18 protein-coding genes are annotated in these 16,476 nt (G+C 35.1%); 1 reads left to right on the plus strand and 17 read right to left on the minus strand.

Features of this window, described 5'->3' with window-relative positions; all coding sequences use genetic code 11:
- Nucleotides 1-226 precede the first annotated feature (226 nt).
- The 15 genes from AC3E9W_RS02770 to flxA form a co-directional block, all read right to left on the minus strand.
- A complete protein-coding gene (locus AC3E9W_RS02770) occupies nucleotides 227-676 on the minus strand; it encodes an acyl-CoA thioesterase (RefSeq protein ID WP_488766716.1) in 450 nt (149 codons plus the stop codon).
- Complete coding sequence (locus AC3E9W_RS02775; protein ID WP_488766718.1) at nucleotides 651-1,934, minus strand: ABC transporter permease; 1,284 nt, start codon at nucleotides 1,932-1,934, stop codon at nucleotides 651-653. Before AC3E9W_RS02775 ends, AC3E9W_RS02770 begins: the two co-directional genes overlap by 26 nt.
- Nucleotides 1,924-2,622: an ABC transporter ATP-binding protein gene (locus tag AC3E9W_RS02780; protein ID WP_488766720.1), complete on the minus strand. Its 699-nt coding sequence runs from the start codon at nucleotides 2,620-2,622 to the stop codon at nucleotides 1,924-1,926. Before AC3E9W_RS02780 ends, AC3E9W_RS02775 begins: the two co-directional genes overlap by 11 nt.
- 60 nt (nucleotides 2,623-2,682) lie before the next feature.
- On the minus strand, nucleotides 2,683-3,681 hold the full coding sequence (gene darH, locus AC3E9W_RS02785; protein WP_488766722.1) for a BtrH-related acyltransferase DarH: 999 nt from the start codon (nucleotides 3,679-3,681) through the stop codon (nucleotides 2,683-2,685).
- Nucleotides 3,681-4,085, minus strand: coding sequence for a flexirubin biosynthesis protein DarG (DarG, locus tag AC3E9W_RS02790; protein ID WP_306154138.1), 405 nt, complete (start codon nucleotides 4,083-4,085; stop codon nucleotides 3,681-3,683). Before DarG ends, darH begins: the two co-directional genes overlap by 1 nt.
- A gap of 29 nt (nucleotides 4,086-4,114) precedes the next feature.
- Complete coding sequence (locus tag AC3E9W_RS02795) at nucleotides 4,115-4,582, minus strand: hotdog family protein (protein ID WP_488766724.1); 468 nt, start codon at nucleotides 4,580-4,582, stop codon at nucleotides 4,115-4,117.
- A gap of 8 nt (nucleotides 4,583-4,590) precedes the next feature.
- A complete protein-coding gene (locus AC3E9W_RS02800; protein WP_488766726.1) occupies nucleotides 4,591-5,022 on the minus strand; it encodes a hotdog family protein in 432 nt (143 codons plus the stop codon).
- Nucleotides 5,022-6,155 (minus strand): dialkylresorcinol biosynthesis protein DarB, encoded by a 1,134-nt coding sequence (gene darB, locus AC3E9W_RS02805; protein ID WP_488766728.1) that lies wholly within the window; start codon nucleotides 6,153-6,155, stop codon nucleotides 5,022-5,024. Before darB ends, AC3E9W_RS02800 begins: the two co-directional genes overlap by 1 nt.
- 17 nt (nucleotides 6,156-6,172) lie before the next feature.
- A complete protein-coding gene (locus tag AC3E9W_RS02810; protein WP_488766730.1) occupies nucleotides 6,173-7,075 on the minus strand; it encodes an NADPH-dependent FMN reductase family protein in 903 nt (300 codons plus the stop codon).
- A gap of 379 nt (nucleotides 7,076-7,454) precedes the next feature.
- Complete coding sequence (locus AC3E9W_RS02815) at nucleotides 7,455-8,333, minus strand: lysophospholipid acyltransferase family protein (protein ID WP_488766732.1); 879 nt, start codon at nucleotides 8,331-8,333, stop codon at nucleotides 7,455-7,457.
- Complete coding sequence (locus AC3E9W_RS02820) at nucleotides 8,334-8,588, minus strand: acyl carrier protein (RefSeq protein WP_306154150.1); 255 nt, start codon at nucleotides 8,586-8,588, stop codon at nucleotides 8,334-8,336.
- Nucleotides 8,581-9,816 (minus strand): beta-ketoacyl-[acyl-carrier-protein] synthase family protein, encoded by a 1,236-nt coding sequence (locus AC3E9W_RS02825; protein WP_488766734.1) that lies wholly within the window; start codon nucleotides 9,814-9,816, stop codon nucleotides 8,581-8,583. The genes AC3E9W_RS02820 and AC3E9W_RS02825 overlap by 8 nt, the downstream gene beginning before the upstream one ends.
- A 149-nt stretch (nucleotides 9,817-9,965) precedes the next feature.
- Nucleotides 9,966-10,697: a flexirubin biosynthesis SDR family reductase FlxB gene (gene flxB, locus AC3E9W_RS02830; RefSeq protein WP_488766736.1), complete on the minus strand. Its 732-nt coding sequence runs from the start codon at nucleotides 10,695-10,697 to the stop codon at nucleotides 9,966-9,968.
- Nucleotides 10,698-10,784: 87 nt separating this feature from the next.
- A complete protein-coding gene (locus AC3E9W_RS02835) occupies nucleotides 10,785-12,008 on the minus strand; it encodes a WG repeat-containing protein (RefSeq protein WP_488766738.1) in 1,224 nt (407 codons plus the stop codon).
- Between the two features lie 82 nt (nucleotides 12,009-12,090).
- Nucleotides 12,091-13,611 carry a flexirubin biosynthesis tyrosine ammonia-lyase FlxA gene (gene flxA / locus AC3E9W_RS02840; RefSeq protein WP_488766740.1) on the minus strand — a complete coding sequence of 507 codons (1,521 nt, stop codon included), beginning with the start codon at nucleotides 13,609-13,611 and terminating at the stop codon, nucleotides 12,091-12,093.
- Nucleotides 13,612-13,712: 101 nt separating this feature from the next.
- On the opposite strand from flxA, the gene AC3E9W_RS02845 reads away from it, so the two are divergent.
- Nucleotides 13,713-14,963, plus strand: coding sequence for an NAD(P)/FAD-dependent oxidoreductase (locus tag AC3E9W_RS02845; protein ID WP_488766742.1), 1,251 nt, complete (start codon nucleotides 13,713-13,715; stop codon nucleotides 14,961-14,963).
- A gap of 200 nt (nucleotides 14,964-15,163) precedes the next feature.
- Here AC3E9W_RS02845 and AC3E9W_RS02850 read toward each other — a convergent pair whose 3' ends face one another.
- Nucleotides 15,164-15,499 carry an L-rhamnose mutarotase gene (locus AC3E9W_RS02850; RefSeq protein WP_306154162.1) on the minus strand — a complete coding sequence of 112 codons (336 nt, stop codon included), beginning with the start codon at nucleotides 15,497-15,499 and terminating at the stop codon, nucleotides 15,164-15,166.
- 12 nt (nucleotides 15,500-15,511) lie between these two features.
- Nucleotides 15,512-16,366 carry a fumarylacetoacetate hydrolase family protein gene (locus tag AC3E9W_RS02855; RefSeq protein ID WP_488766745.1) on the minus strand — a complete coding sequence of 285 codons (855 nt, stop codon included), beginning with the start codon at nucleotides 16,364-16,366 and terminating at the stop codon, nucleotides 15,512-15,514.
- Between the last annotated feature and the right edge of the window lie 110 nt (nucleotides 16,367-16,476).

Raw genomic sequence — 16,476 nt, forward strand, 5'->3', positions numbered from 1 at the left:
ACAAAACCTTTTCGGTATTTATTTTTATGTTGTGTATATTTAATCTCTCGCAGATTTTACAGATTAAGCGGATTTGTTTTTAAAAATGTTTCACGCAGATTTTACAGATTTAAGCAGATTCGCAAAGATTTTTATAATTTGAATTTGTGAAAATTTGTGAAATTTGCGGTTAACTTTTACAATTAGAATTTGTGCTAATTCGTGAAATTCGTGGCTAAAAAAAAAACTATTTCAACAACCCAACTTTCCTTTTCCATTCCTCATAAAAAGGAGGATTCGTCAGCATTAAATTTCCTTCTTTATCTAAAAAAACCTGAACAGTTTCTCCTGTACAGGCAACTTCTCCTTTATCATCAATAATTTTAAAACGGTAAATCATTTTCGCAGCTGGCGTATCGACAACCGTTGTTTCGATTGTTACAACATCACCATAACGCAAAGACAATTTATGTTCGCAAGTCGATTTTACAATTGGAGTTGTGTAACCCGTTTTGGCAATGTCCAAATAAGTCAATCCGTGCTCACGTCCAAATGCTTCTCTTCCATCTTCGAAATAGGTGATATAATTGCCGTGCCAAACGATTCCAAGCGGATCGGTTTCGTTAAAACGAATCCTGATTTCGTGCGTAACGGTTAGATCTGTAGCTTCTTTAAACTGCTCTTTTCTTTTTGTCATAAAATAATGCGATGGAAGTTGTAATAATGAAAAACAAAAATAACAAAGTTATTCTTGGAATGATTTCGACGAAAGAAACGTTTCGAAGCAATACATCGTAAAAAGCTTCTAATCCCCAATTCATTGGAGAAGATTTTGCGATAAACTGCATAATTTTTGGCATCGCAAAGACAGGAACCCAAACGCCCCCAATTGCGGCCAAAATAATCACACTTGTTGCCCCAAAAGGAGCAGATTGTTCTTGCGTGCTGGCAACGGTTCCTAATAAAATTCCGAAGCCGATTGCAGCAAATCCTGAAAATAAGGCGACAACGCTTGTCAAAAAGAAATGTCCTTCAATATTTAAAGAAGGCAGTCCGATTGATGGGAATAAGAAAACGGCAACGGCAACCATCATATAAAACTGAATCATACAAATGATCGAGTAGGTGATGGTTTTGCCAATAATCACAATTAAATTGGAAACAGGATTGGTTCTTAATCGAACGAAAGTTCCCTGTGTTTTTTCTTTTACAATATTGATGGATAACGGAATGACAATAAAAAAGATCGCAAAAAGTGTCCAAGCTGGAACGTTATGCTGAACAGAATTCGGACGAACTTCTTTGTTGTTGATTCGCGGAATTATTTCTTTGAAAGTAATGAAGTTTTTTTGCTCAAAATCGATCGTTTCTTCTCCTAATTGTTTTTGAAAAGTCGAATAAATCGATTTGGTTTCAATCTGCGAAATCATTTTGTCGATCGAACTCATTACGGCATTTTTAAAACTCATTTGAACCGCTGGATCAAAATACAGTTTAACTTCTTTTTCTTTAATGACACGTTGAGGTTCTGCAGTTGCAGTGCTGTCAGTCAAACCTAAATTGCTGACGATTTTCTCTACATTCTGCTCGACTTTAGTCTGTAAATCAGAACTTAGATTTTCTGGAATTACGATTGCCAGTTGAAATTTTCCTTTGTACACATTTTCTTTGGCAACTTCTTCGGTAATCGGTTGATTGTCAATTTGTGTCACAACAGTAAAATAACTGCTTTTTTCTAAATTTTCGAAAACGGTTTTCGAAACAGCTCCTTTGTCTTTGTCGACCAAAAGAATCTGAATTTTAGAATCGGTTACTGCTTTAAAAGTGCTGTCTTGAATTAAGGTTACGGCAATGACCAAAACCAACGGCATGATAAATAAAATAATCAGTCCGCCTAAATCTCTTTTTAGCAAAAGGAATTCTTTTACTACCGACATCCAAATTTTATATACCATCTCGCAACGCTTTACCGGTTAATGAAATAAAAACATCTTCGAGATTTCGAGCATCTTTTGTAGATTCAATTAATGCCGATGGAGTTGCTTGTGCGTAAATCTGTCCTTGATCTAAAATGGCAATATCCGAACAGAAATCTTCGGCTTCAGCCAAATGGTGAGAAGTATAAATAATAGTTGTTCCGTTTTGATTTAAAGCTTTCAAATAATCAATAATCGCAGTTTTAGAATGCACATCGACACCAACTGTCGGTTCATCCAAAAATAAAACCTTTGGATTATGGAGGATTCCCGCAATCAGGTTTACACGGCGTTTCATTCCGCCCGAGAAAGTCTGAACTTGTTTATCGGCAAATTTCAACAAACCTAAAAGATCCAAAGCTTCGATCACTTTATCTTTTAAATCAGAACCTTTTAAACCGTACATGCTTCCAAAATAAAGCAGATTTTCTCTTGCCGTTAAAGTCGGATACAAAGCATATTCTTGAGGAACAACGCCAATGATTTTTTTAATTTTTGAAGCATGATGCTGATAGTCTAAACCATCAATTGTAAAATGCCCAGAAGTTGGTTTTACCAATCCGCAGAGCATAGAAATTAAGGTTGTTTTTCCAGCGCCGTTTGGTCCTAATAAGCCAAAAATCTGACCTTCATTTATGTTTAACGAAACGTTATTCAAAGAATACATTTCTGCATTTTTGTACTGTTTCGAAAGGGATTCTATTTGAATGATAGACTGCAAAATATTTTAGCTGATTGCTTTTTTTAGTTTTTTGAAAAAGATTTCTTCTCTGTTGGCAATGTCCAAAAGTTCATCGGCAATGGTGTTGTAAGCATCTTCTTTGGCACTTCTGTTTTTGTAAATACGCGAAGCTTCAACAGCAAAATCGCGCCAAGAATCGCCAATTTTTGTCATTTCTTTAGAAAGTTCTTTTAATTCTTCATTTTCTAAAACAACTGAAGCTTCTTGCAAAAATGCCGCATAAATAAAACGGAATCCGCCGCCGCCTGTTCCAATTTCTTCCTGCATACGAACCATTTGTGCCAAGTAATGGTTGGCTTTTCGAACACCGTGTTTAGCCGGCCATTTTCTAATTCTTTTAGAAACAAATTTGATTCCGCGAACACCCACAATTGGCATTGGCGCCAGCATATCACGACAGGTATTTTTGATTCCTTTTATAATGGCACTTTTTAAATCGACATTTGACGGAATCTGAATCGGATAATACATTTGTCCGCGCGGAGCGAATGCGCCTTTCGCAAAACGAACTTTATCTAATTCGTCGTGCGTCAAAGTGGTTACGGTTTCCATAACTGGATCGCTGACCAAATAATTGGTTTCGGTTTTTCCGTAAACGACCAAATTGTGTGCATTGAAATGAAAGCGGTATTCATCTGGAAAATAACTCAAATGATACACGCCAACTTGTAATCCAGTTGGAATGTTATTTTTTAAATTTTCGTCTAAAGCCTTATTGGCATTCGAAACAGAAGAAAATTTTTGTCTTTTTATTTTTAAATTTAAACGGGTCGCTACTTTATTGAAAATCTGTCCTGGCAAAGTTCTGTAACTGATTGCCGGTGCGTGATTGACCTTTATAAAAGGCAAATAGACAAAAAACAAACCCGAACCAATACCAAAAACCATCGGTTCGCTAATATTTAGTCCGTTGTTTTTTAACAGATTTGACGCTACTCCATTCTCGCAATGAGCAGACTGATGATGTGTAAAAGTTAACTCCATTATTTGGTAATGCTGTTTTTCAATTCTTCGACAGAAATCTCAAAAGTATCAGCGTATTTTTTTAAAGTATTATCATTTAGTTTGGCAAAAACACTTGGTTTAAAATGTCTTTTTACGCGCCATTTCCACAAACCAACATAACTGGAAAGAATAGTCAAATCCATTTTATTTAATTCCATAAAATATAGAATCGGACTTGCTTCACCGTCTAAAACTTGCTGTCTGGCGTCGGCAATTCTTTCGTTTATTTCGTCAATAGAATTAGAAAGTGCAATCGCTTTTGGTTCCCAGCCCGTACTTAATGTCGTGGTATATTCTCCATTTTCGTCTGTTGCATACAAAAGTTCCTTAACGTTGTTTTTCGTTAAATTGCTTTGATCCTGAGGTACTTTGTCTTTTTCCATTACCTAGTTATTATTTTCAAGTGGAATTGTTACGAAACTGAAATTGTCTTTTGAATAAACAAATTAATTTCGCATTCTAATAGAATCTGATCCTCGACTAAGCTTTTACAGCTCATCGTGCATAAAGTATAATCGTCGCCTGTAAATTTAGAAACCAAGTCGGCTTTGGTCATAACAGTATCGCCAACTTTTGGCAGTGCGTGAATTTTTACATTTTTTAAAGCACTGATAAATCCAATTACATTTACGTTCTCATTTTCTAGTCCGTTGTCGTCAAAAAAGTATTTTTTTCCAACAATCGCCGAACAAGTCTGTGCTGTATTTTCGATTAAACCGGCTTCTATAAAAACATTATTTTGAATAAAAATATTGTCACCTTTAATAAGAAAAACAGTTTCTACCGAATTCGAATCGATATTCAAAATCAAATCCACCATAAGCATTGGTGCTCGGTGTGGTAAATAATTTTGTATGTCAACGGCAGAACTAGTTTTCATTTTTGATTTTATTTTGCCAAAACGGTTTTCATTTGTCCTCTGGCAATTTCTTCGTTATTTAAGGTCGTCACAATATCAACCAAAGTGATTCCAGCAAATTCTTGCAGAATCGTTATTTCAGATTGAATATTGTCGTTTACGTTCGGAAGCTTTTTAATTTCAATTTCTTTAATAGAACCTATGTAGCCTGTAGGAGCAATTTCGTTTTTCAAAAAATATTGATATCCCGTATGCAATGCCACAGATTGTGCCATGTGTTCTATTAAACCTGCTTCGAGAAAAATACCATCGGAAACAAAAATATTACTGCTCTGAATTTCCAAACCAGAAACCAAAGAAGTTTCAGAATAAGAATGCATAGCATCTACCATCACAAAAGGAAATTTTTGTGGCAATAAATTTTCTACCATTTCTTTTTCTAGAAGTGCCATTGTTTCCATTAGCAAACAGTTAAATACGCATACGCGAAAGAGAATCTTCCGCTTTCTGGAACAGATAATAAAATTTTATCTCCTTTTTTCAAGTTTCCTGAATTCATCAATTCTTCAAGAGCCAGGTAAATAGAGGCAGAGCCAACATTTCCAACTCTAGAAAGATTCATGAACCATTTGTCATCGGTCATTCCGATACCTCTTTCATTTAAGCCTTTCTTTAATCCTTCAACAAAAAAGTTAGAAGAAACATGAGGAATAAAATACGTAATATCGTCTGATTTAATATTGTTTTTATCCATCGCATTTTTCATGCTTTCTGCACCTTTTGATAGGATAAATTCGTCTAATAATTTAACGTCTTGTTTGATAGAAAAAACAGATTCATTCAGCCATTGTTCTGGCGCGTAATCGCTCCAAGATTTAATTTCGCCATTTTCTAGTTTATCACCTCCAGCATACATGCAGGTTTCTAATTCGTACGCATACGAAAAAGCCTCCATCCATTCTATTTTTAGAGAAATTGGTCCTCTTGGTTTATTTTCTAATAAAAAAGCTCCCGCACCGTCTGATAACATCCAACGAAGGAAATCTTTTTTGAAAGCAATAATTGGCTGTTCTTCAAGAGTTTTTAAATTGTCAGCCTCGTGATTGTATTTTTGGGCATTCAGCCAAGTCGAAACTTTTTCAGATCCTGTGCAGATTGCATTTTTTGAATTTCCTGATCTTACTGAAAGAAAACCGAATTTTAGAGAATTCATCCCAGCGCAGCAAACTCCGGTTGAAGAGTTTAATTCTACCGATTTGTTTTTAAGCAGACCATGAACCATCGCAGCGTGCGAAGGCAGAAAAATATCTGGAGTTGAAGTTCCGCATGAAAGTACTTCTAAATCCTGAGGTGTAAAATTTTCGTCGAATAACGGTAAAATGGCATTTTTTGTTAATTCGGCATTGCTGTGCGTGCTTTTTCCTTCTTTGTCAACAGCGTAATATCGGCTTGTAATTTTATTGTTGCGCAAAATAATGCGTCTTGCTTTAGAAGCAGTATCGTTGATAAGGCCTAAGTAGGCTTCCATTTCGTCATTTGAAACGGCTTCGTTTGGCAAATATTTTGCAGCTTTTGTAATATATACTTCAAACATAATATAAATTTCCTCTTCTAAACTCCTTGATAATATTGAGTTTCCTTTTTAATTTTCTTTAATTTTAGCGGATAGGTAATAAGGTGCAATATATACACTATTGGTGAAATTAACCATATCGCAAGGAATAAATAAACATTAAATACTTTAAGCAGCTGTTTTCGGTTTTTTTGATTTTTATAAATGATATTTGACCATTTATTGAAAATTTTATTGGCCGTTTTGTCAACAGTCACTAAATATGAACTTATTTTTACAGCGCCAGCATTTACTAATTTTGGCTGTAATTGCGCTAAATTATTTTTTTGTAAAGTATCAAGCATGATTTCTCCAAACTGACTTGACTCTTGTATGTCTTTTTCTGAAACACCCGGAAGCGGAAAAATACCTAAATATTTTTTCTTCACTCCAGAAAACATCCATTCTACAATAGTAATTACGCTGATTAAATTTCCAACGCGGTCTACCAAAGCAACATTTCCAACCAGATTTGCATTGGCTTTTCGCAATAAAACTTTGATTTTTTCCTGAGCCATAATCCACATATTTCGGGATCCGCTGATGGTTATTACGGGAGTATTGTTCAAAATTTTCTTGGCGTCGTCGCTTTTCAAAAATGAATTAATTGGAATTGAAGGTGACAAATACCAAACTTGATAATGAAATAATACCAAATCGTATGTTGTATTTAAAATTTCCTCTGGAACTGGTTTTAATGCGGTCGGAATCTGTAAAAAAGATTCTGGAAAGGCATCAAAAAAAGATTCTTTATTCCACGGAAATGGAAATGGTTTTTCTAGTTGTATTTCGTGAAAAGTAAGATTTATTTCTTCTGAATTTAGAAATGGTTTTGCAATATTTTGTGCAATCGATTCCAATTGTCCAGACTGTGTGTAATATATTACGAGTACGTTTTTCATTTAGGGTCTTTTGGCTTTGGTGGTGAGCAAAAATAAGTAAATTTATTTAAACGAATTTTCTTATTTGGTGGGTGAAGTTTTGATAGCCACGAATTCACGAATTTTTACTGTTTTTTTGCCGCAAAGTCGCTAAGACGCAAAGTTTTTTTAGCCACGAATTCACGAATTTTCTCTAATTATTTGGACGAATGCTTTTGTCGCTAATTTCACTAATTCTTTTTCTTAAAATAATATCCTTTGCATAAACCATAATTCGTGAAATTAATTGTAGTTATAATTTTAGAAAAATCATCGTTACTGTATTTAAAATAATTCGTGAATTCGTGGCAAATAAAATTTATAGGCAACGAACTTTGTGCCTTTGCGCCTTTGTGGCAAATCATTTAAGCGAACTCCAGAAATCAAAGTAATTGAACCACTGTAAAGGGTATTTCTGCAAAATGCTTTCGACGCTTTTTATATATTCTTTCAAAAGTGCTTTTTCGTCGCGGTGTTTTACTTCGGCTTCTCTGGCGTATAAGTGATAATGAAGATTTGGTTCTTTCATTACATAAACGAAAACGACAGGAACTTTTAATCTTGAAGCAATTAAAAACGGACCTGCAGGAAAATGGGCTTCTTTACCCAGAAACTCTGCTGAAAGTGATTTTGTTCCTTCAAAATATCGATCGCCGGTAAAGCAGATTAGCTCATTATTAGCCAAAGCGGCGTTGATCTCAAATATATGAGAGAGATCTTCTTTAATGATAATAAATTTTACGGTAGGTTTTTGAGAAACGCTTTCTAGATAATTCTTAATGGCTGAATGCTCTAAATCTGTAGTAACAAGATTAATTTGGAAATTGATGTCAATATCTCCTAAAAAATGTTCTGCGATTTCAAAGTTGCCGACATGAGCGCTAATAAGCACACCACCTTTTTTCTCGGCGAGTAATTTTTTCAGGGTTTCTATTCCGTCAAATTCGTAGGTAAATTTGTTTCGCATTCCTGCGGAAATAGAAACTTTATCAATAATAGTCTGTCCAAAAGTGTAATAACTCTTGAAAACCATTTTTTTAGATTTGAAATAGGAATACTGAAGCCTTTCTTTAAAATAGTAGAAAATGGCTTTGTTGCTTTTTCTTAGAAATAAAAAATAATAAGAAGCAACAAAATAAAGTAGGGCATAAGCAGCTTTGACACCCGCTTTCTGAATTAAAAAAACGAATATTCTATACCCTAAAACAGTTCCTTTGGATTTGCCATCCCATTGACTCATTTAAGCAGATTTGGCCTTGATTTTATTTTCGATTAAATCGTAAAAACTTTGAAAATCAGAGATTCCAACAAAATCTGCTTCAACTAGTTTTACACCAAAGTTTGCCTCTATTGAAACGACCAAGTCAACATAATCCAGACTGTCTAACCCAAGTGTATCTTTTAAATTAGCATTTGGTTCAATGTCGTCATTGTCTACTTCAAATTCATCAACTAAAAAACCGTTAATTCTTGCTATAATCTCTTCTTTATTCATTGTCCAATTTAAACTTTTTAACCACCAACGCAGAGTTGGTTCCTCCGAACCCGAAAGAATTGGACAAAAATATGTCAAATTTTTTGTTTAACGTAGTTTTAACTAAATTTAATTTTGACGCATCTTCATCTGGATTTTCCAAATTGATGTTTGGCGCGATAAAATCGTGCTGCATCATTAAGATAGAATAAATAATTTCGCTTGCTCCCGCCATCCAGCATTCGTGTCCTGTCATTGACTTTGTAGAACTAACAGGCGGATTTTTTTCGCCAAAAACTTCGAAAATAGCTTTTGCTTCATTGGCATCTCCAACAGGTGTTGAGGTGGCGTGAGCATTTATATAGTCAATATCAGATGCTTGTAATTTTGCTTCTTCAAGTGCACGTTTCATCGCTGTTGCAGGACCATCAACGTTTGGAGTTGAAATATGTCCGCCATTTGAAGAAAATCCGTAACCGCCGATTTCAGCGATAATGTTGGCGCCGCGGGCTACGGCAGATTCGTAACTTTCAAGAATTAAAGTCGCCCCGCCGCCACTCGGAATTAATCCGTCACGGTCAGAATCAAAAGGTCTTGAAGCTTTTGTCGGATCGCCTTCTCGGTTAGAAAAAACGCCTAATCCGTCAAAACTGCTCATTGCATATTTATTGATTTCCTGAGCTCCGCCAGTGATAACAATGTCTTGAAAACCACTTTTAATTAAAAAATATGCCAAACCAATAGAATGAGACCCGCTCGCGCAGGCTGCACTTACAGTTAAGTTAATTCCACGAAGTTTAAAAATCGTTGAAAGATTCATGGTAACGGTAGAATTCATCGATTTAAAAATCGCACCAGAACCAATTAGAGCGGTGTCTTTTTTCTCGCGAACAATATCTGTAGCGTCAATAATGGCTTTAGAAACACTGTCGTTTCCATACATAATTCCAACTTCATGATCATCAAAAAAAGCATCGTCTATTCCTGCATTTTTCAAAGCTTCTATAGTGGCCATATACGCATACTCGGTTTCCTCACCGATGCTCATGCGTTGTCTGCGTGTCAAAAGATTTTTTAAATCGGTTTTCGGAACCATCCCTGTCAAGGCCGATTGAAAACCAAATTCTTTTCGTTCAGAATCAAACTGAATACCAGATTTTCCTTCGTACAAAGAATCTTTTACTTCGTCTAAAGAAGTTCCGATACAAGAATAAATTCCCATTCCAGTAATTACAACTCTTCTATTCATCGTCTTTCAAAGTAATTTTTTAATCTATAAAGTGTAATTTTTTTTGCATAGAAAACAGAGTAACAAAGTAACAAAGTGGCAAAGTAACAAAGTTTTTTTAATAGAACTTTGCGACTTTGTGTCTTTGTGGCAATTTTAGGCTTTAAATTCTAAGAATATATTCCGCCATTTATATTAATAATTTCTCCTGTGATATAGCTAGCTTTTTTAGAAATCAAAAAGCTTACCAAATCTGCCACTTCTTCGGCTTCGCCAAAACGATTTACAGGAATTAGTTTCAATAATTCTTTTTCGTCCAGCTGGCTTGTCATGTCGGTTCTAATAAAACCTGGAGCGACAGCATTAACCGTAATGTTTCTTTTGGCAACTTCTTGAGCCAAGGCTTTGGTCGCTGCTACAACAGCACCTTTTGCGGCCGAATAATTGGCTTGTCCTGCAGTTCCTTTAACGCCAGAAACTGAAACCATATTTACAATACGCCCGTATTTGTTGCGTAACATTTTTTGAATGAAAAACTGAGTTACATTAAAGAAACCGTTTACACTAGTATTCAAAACACCGTTCCAGTCTTCGGGAGTCATCCACATAAAAAGGCCATCTTTTGTAATTCCGGCATTGTTTACAATTGCTTCAACCAATTTTTCAGGATTTTCTTCCTGCCATTTGTTTAAAACGTTTTGAACTTCTTCAAAATTAGAAACATCAAAACCTAAGATTTCTCCCGTCGCGCCTAATTTTTGCACTTCTTGTAATGTTTCTTCGGCAGCTGTTTTATTCGAATGATAATTAATCAGAATATGATAATCGGATTCTACGGCAAGTTTTTTGCAAATCGCACTTCCAATTCCTCTCGAACCGCCTGTTACTAATACACATTTCATTTAATGTAGGTTTTATTTATCATGAAATCGCTTTTGTAATAAGAGCGATTTCATGATGCAAATTTTATAATTTATTGGAGATAAATACTATTTTTTCTTTTTCGGTGCTGGTTTTGCAGCAGGTTTTTTTGCAGTAGGTTTAGTTTCCTCTTTTGGTTTTTCGGCAGGAGCTGCAGCTGGTTGAGGTTTTTCTGCACTTTTAGAAAACAATTCAGCATTTTCAAACCATTGGTTGGCAAGAACAGTTCCGTCTGGTTTTAGAAATCCCCATTTTCCTTCATTTTTTACTCTCGCAACACCGCCAATAAATCCCTTATCTTGTTGTGTAAACATCGCGATAATAGCATTTGTAGTGATGCCATATTGAGTTGGAATTACCAATTTTCCAGATTCATTAATAAATCCCCAATTGCTTTCTTTTACTGGAGCTAAACCATTGGTGCTGAAAACTTCTGCATCGCTATACGTTGGTTCAATAACAAATTTTCCTTCTGGATTAATGAAACCCCATTTTTTTCCAACTAAAACTGGAGCTAAATTTTTAGAAAATGCTTTTCCTTTATCATAAATAGGAAGAATGGCCCAATTTCCTTTTAAATCGATGTACCCGATTTTTCCATTCTTTTTGGCGAAAGTCAAATCTTGAGTTTCAAAATCCCAGATTTTTTCTGCGCCATCAACTGGAATAAATTTTCCGCCGCTTACCAATCCGAAAGTTTTATCTTTTCTTGCCCAAGTTGTGCCTTTAAAATAATTTCCAATTTCAGCATAAACAGGTTCTACTAATTCTTTTCCATTAGTATCAATAATTCCCCAGTTTTTGTTTAGTTCCACTCTTGCATAACCATTTTCAAAAGGTTTGATCTGATCGTATTTTGGTTCTAGAACAACTGCCATTTTGTTATTGATCAGTCCAACTTTATTGTTTTGTCTGATGAAAGCAACGCCGTCATTAAAATCAAATACTTTTTCTGTTGCAGGAGCTTTTTGAATTTCTCCTTTTGTATTGATATAAACCCAGTCTTTATCTTTTTGTACAACAGCAATTCCGCTGTTAAACTCTTTGGCATCTTTAAAATCTGCGGGAATTACAAAGGTTCCTTTTGAATCAATAAATCCCCATTTTCCGCCATTTTCTACAGCGGCTAAACCTTCAGAAAAACTTTTAGCAGATTTGTATTGAGGTTCTATTTTAAAAGATCCGTCTTTGGTAATATATCCAATTTTCGAATTTTTCTTAACTAATGCCAGTTCTTGACTATTAACAACTTGAATAAATACTAGCAGTAAAAAAATAAATGTCTTTTTCATGATTTTTAAAATTCAATTTTAATGATTAAAAAGTTAAAACTCTTTTTGGGGCATTATTTTTTAAAACACAAATCGTTTTAGATTAACTGTTGATTAGATAATCTTTTACTTTTTGTACGAAAGGATACATTACCTGATCTTCCTTAAATGTTGGAATTATAGTTCTAATATCATCGTACCATTTTTTTGTAACCGATGAAATTTTATTTTTTTGATCTAAATAATCGATTGCCTGAACGATTGTAATCAATTCAATAGCTAAAACTTCAAATGAGTTTTCGATCACTTTAGAGGTAATAACAGCTGAATTAGTTCCCATACTCACAATGTCTTGATTGTCATTGTTGTTGGGAATACTGTGTACGTACATCGGGTTTGAAAGCATCTGACTTTCGGCAGTTGTTGAAGTCGCTACGAACTGAACGCCCTGCATTCCGAAATTGAAACCTAAAGTTCCTAAGTTTACGAATGGAGGAAGGATTTCGTTGATTTTTGAATTCAATAAATAATTCAATTGACGTTCTGCCAGCATCGTTAATTTGGTAATAACGATTTTCAGTTTGTCCATTTCAAGAGAAATATAATCTCCGTGGAAATTTCCGCCGTGATAAACGTGTTTGTTTTTTACGTCTATAATTGGATTGTCGTTTGCCGAATTAAATTCGTCTTCTAAAATAGAAGCAACATTATTGATCGTTTCTAAAACTGGCCCCAAAATTTGAGGAACACATCTTAGTGAATAATATTCCTGAACTTTTTCTTTGAAGATTTCTTCGGTGTTTTCACCAGAATATAAATGGTCTTCTCTTTTACGGATCAAAGTACTGTCAGCAAGATTTTTTCTCATCTTTTCAGCCACTTCCTGCTGTCCTTTATGACGTTTGGTCTGGTTTAATTCTGCCGAAAAGTGATCGTCATACGCCTGAACCAATTCATTAATCGCACAAGAAGCTTTTAACGACCAGTCTAATAATTTATTCGCATAATGCACATTTACAACTCCGATTCCTGTCATTACAGAAGTTCCGTTGATCAATGCCAAACCTTCTCTAATTTCTACCTGAATTGGCTGTAAACCTTCAATTTCAAAAACTTCTGCAGTTGAACGTCTTTCACCTTTATAAAAAACTTCGCCTTCGCCAATTAAAACCAAAGCCAAGTGAGATAATTGGACTAAATCTCCACTTGCACCTACACCGCCATGTTCGAAAATTAAAGGCGTGATATCTCTATTGATTAATTCTGCCATTAAATGAATAACAGAAGGATGAACACCAGAATTTCCTAAAGAAAGCGTATTCATACGAGCCAAAATAGCCGCTTTTGCACATTCCGCATTCAACGGTTTTCCCGTTCCAGAAGAGTGGCTTCTAATTAAATTATATTGCAGCTGAATTTGATCTGACTCTTTAATTCTATATTGAGCCATTGGACCAAAGCCAGTATTTACGCCGTAGATTACTTTATTTCCTGAGAATTCTTTTAAGAAATTAAAACTTTCGTTTACTCGATTTAGAACCACATCACTTATCGCAACTTTGTTTTTTCCAAAGATTATGGCTTCAAATTCAGCTAAACTTAAATATTCATTTATTGTATTCATCAAATCGATTTTGGTTGTGCTAATTTAATTTTATTTATCAAAATAAATGTAGTTATTTTGATGATGGCAAATGTAGGTTAATTAATGATAATAATTCTAATATGACAAAGGAGTTTGTTGATGTTTTAGTGATTGGTGCAGGACCATCAGGATGTGTTTCGGCATCTTATCTTTTTAAGAACAATGTTAAGGTTAAAGTTGTTGAGAAAACAAAGTTTCCGAGACTTGTTGTTGGTGAAAGCCTTATTCCGCGTGTAATGGACCATTTTGCTGAGGCAGAATTGTTTGATGCGCTTGATGCAATGAATTTTGAAAAGAAATTAGGAGCTCGTTTTATTAGAGGCGAAGAGATTTGCAATTTTGATTTCAGCAAAAAATTTGGCGAAGGCTGGGATTGGACTTGGCAGGTTCCAAGAGCTGATTTTGACAATACGATGGCGCAGGAAATTGTGCGCAAAGGAATTGATCTAGAATTTGAAACTGAAGTTTTGGAAGTTTCTTTTGAAGGAAAAAATTCTAAAACGATTGTAAAAGACAAAGACGGAAATCTAAAAGAAATTCACGCTAAATTTATTATCGATTCTAGCGGATACGGACGTGTTTTGCCAAGACTTTTAGATTTGGATACGCCATCTAAATTAGATCCACATTCTTCTATATTCACACACGTAAAAGACATTAACAGGCCAGAAGGCGAGGAGGGAACTCAGATTTCTTTTGATATTTTGGAAACTCAAGTATGGCTTTGGGTAATTCCGTTTTCTAATGGAAATACAAGTTTGGGAGTTGTTGGTCCAACAGAATTTATCAATTCGCTTTCAACCAATAAAGACAATGCTGAGGCTTTAAAAAATGCGATTCAGAAATCGGATTATTATATTAAAAGATTTGCTGGAACAGAGTTTTTGTTTGAGCCGGTGAAACTTGAAAATTACTCTAGAGCGGTAAAAAGAATGTACGGTGATGGATTTGCTCTAACAGGAAACAGTTCAGAGTTTTTAGATCCTGTTTTCTCTTCTGGAGTCGCTTTTGCAACCGAATCTGGAATGCTGGCCGCCAAATTATATTTGAAAGAATCACAAGGAATTGAAGTAAATTGGGAAACTGAATTTACAGAATATATGAAAAAAGGGATTGCTGTTTTCACCACGTATGTGCAAGAATGGTATACTGGAAATCTACAGACACTATTCTTCCATCAGCCAGAAAACCCAGATGTGAAAGAAAAAATATGTGCGGTTTTGGCAGGTTATGTTTGGAATGAGGAAAATCCGTTTGTAAAAAAACACGATCACGTAATAGCGAATATGGCGTATTTATTAAATATGCAAAAAGAACAAAGCCCTGAATAATCAGGGCTTTTTTTTATTCATTCCGCTAGGAATGTTTCATCGGTAGAAGAAATTGAAATCGCAATTACACGTTCCATAGGAACGTTTGATTTATTGACGAATGGATTTACATAAAATCAGATGTCCCTACAGGACATAATTCACCGTGGCAATATTTTTTTCTACCGACGAGATATTCCTAGCGGAATATTTCTGGTGAATTATAACTGAAATATTTTATCCATCAAAATCCATTTTTGACCCGGTTTAGCCCAAGGTAAAGCTTGTTGGAATTTCCACATTAAAGTTTCCCATTCCTGAACTTTTTCGTTGGCTGCATCGGCGGCGTCTTTTTTCTCGAAAGAGAAATTTTCATCACCTTCAATAATCATAAACAAACGATTTCCCGTGCAGTAAATGTCCAAAACTTCTATTCCAGAATCTTGAATGCTTTTCTTGATTTCTGGCCAAACATTTTCATGCAGTTCTTTGTACTCTGCAATTAAATTTTGATCGTCTTTTAAATCTAAGGCCAAACAGAATTTTTGTGCTGCCATATTATTTTTTATTTATGAATAAGCTACAGCAGTTTGTTTACTTGTGCCTAAACCTTCAATTCCTAATTCGATTACGTCACCCGCTTTAATGTAAATCGGGTCTGGTTTAATTCCAAGTCCAACTCCCGGAGGCGTTCCTGTACTGATCACGTCGCCAGGAAGTAAAGTCATAAATTGGCTTAAATAATGCACTAAAAACGGAATTTTGAAAATTAAGTTTGAAGTGTTACTGTTTTGGAAAGTTTTTCCGTTAACCGTCAGCCACATTTTAAGATTGTTTACATCTCCAGCTTCGTCTGGCGTAACCATTGTTGGTCCAAGAGGAGCGAAAGTATCAGAGCCTTTTCCTTTTGCCCATTGTCCGCCACGCTCAATTTGAAAAGCTCTTTCGCTATAATCATTCAAAAGGCAATATCCAGCGATATAATTTGGCGCATCTTCTTCAGAAACATAGCTTGCTTTTTTACCAACAACAAATGCCAATTCTACTTCCCAGTCTGTTTTTTCACTGTTTTTTGGAATGATCAAATTATCGTTTGGTCCGCAAAGAGAAGTTGTAGATTTGAAGAAAATAATTGGCTCTTCTGGAATTGCGGCACCTGTTTCTTCACAGTGATCTACATAGTTTAATCCGATGCAGATAATTTTTGAAGGCCTTGCAACTGCCGAACCTAAACGAACTGAATCGCTTACTTCTGGTAAAGTTGGATTGCTTTTTAAAGCTTCTTCTAATTTTTTTAATCCGTCATTTTCAAAAAACGCTTCGTTGTAATCTGTTGTTACGATAGACGAAACGTCGTATCTTTTATCATTTAGAAGAATTCCAGGTTTTTCTTTTCCTTCTTCTCCGAATCTAATAAGTTTCATATTTTTTTATTTTTGAGTTTTTTTTGCCACAGATTTAGAGGATTAAAATGATTTATGAATTAGATTGTCACCCTGAGCGGAGTCGAAGGGCGCTCCAATTGGAATCGGGC

The sequence above is a fragment of the Flavobacterium sp. 38 genome (assembly GCF_057799715.1).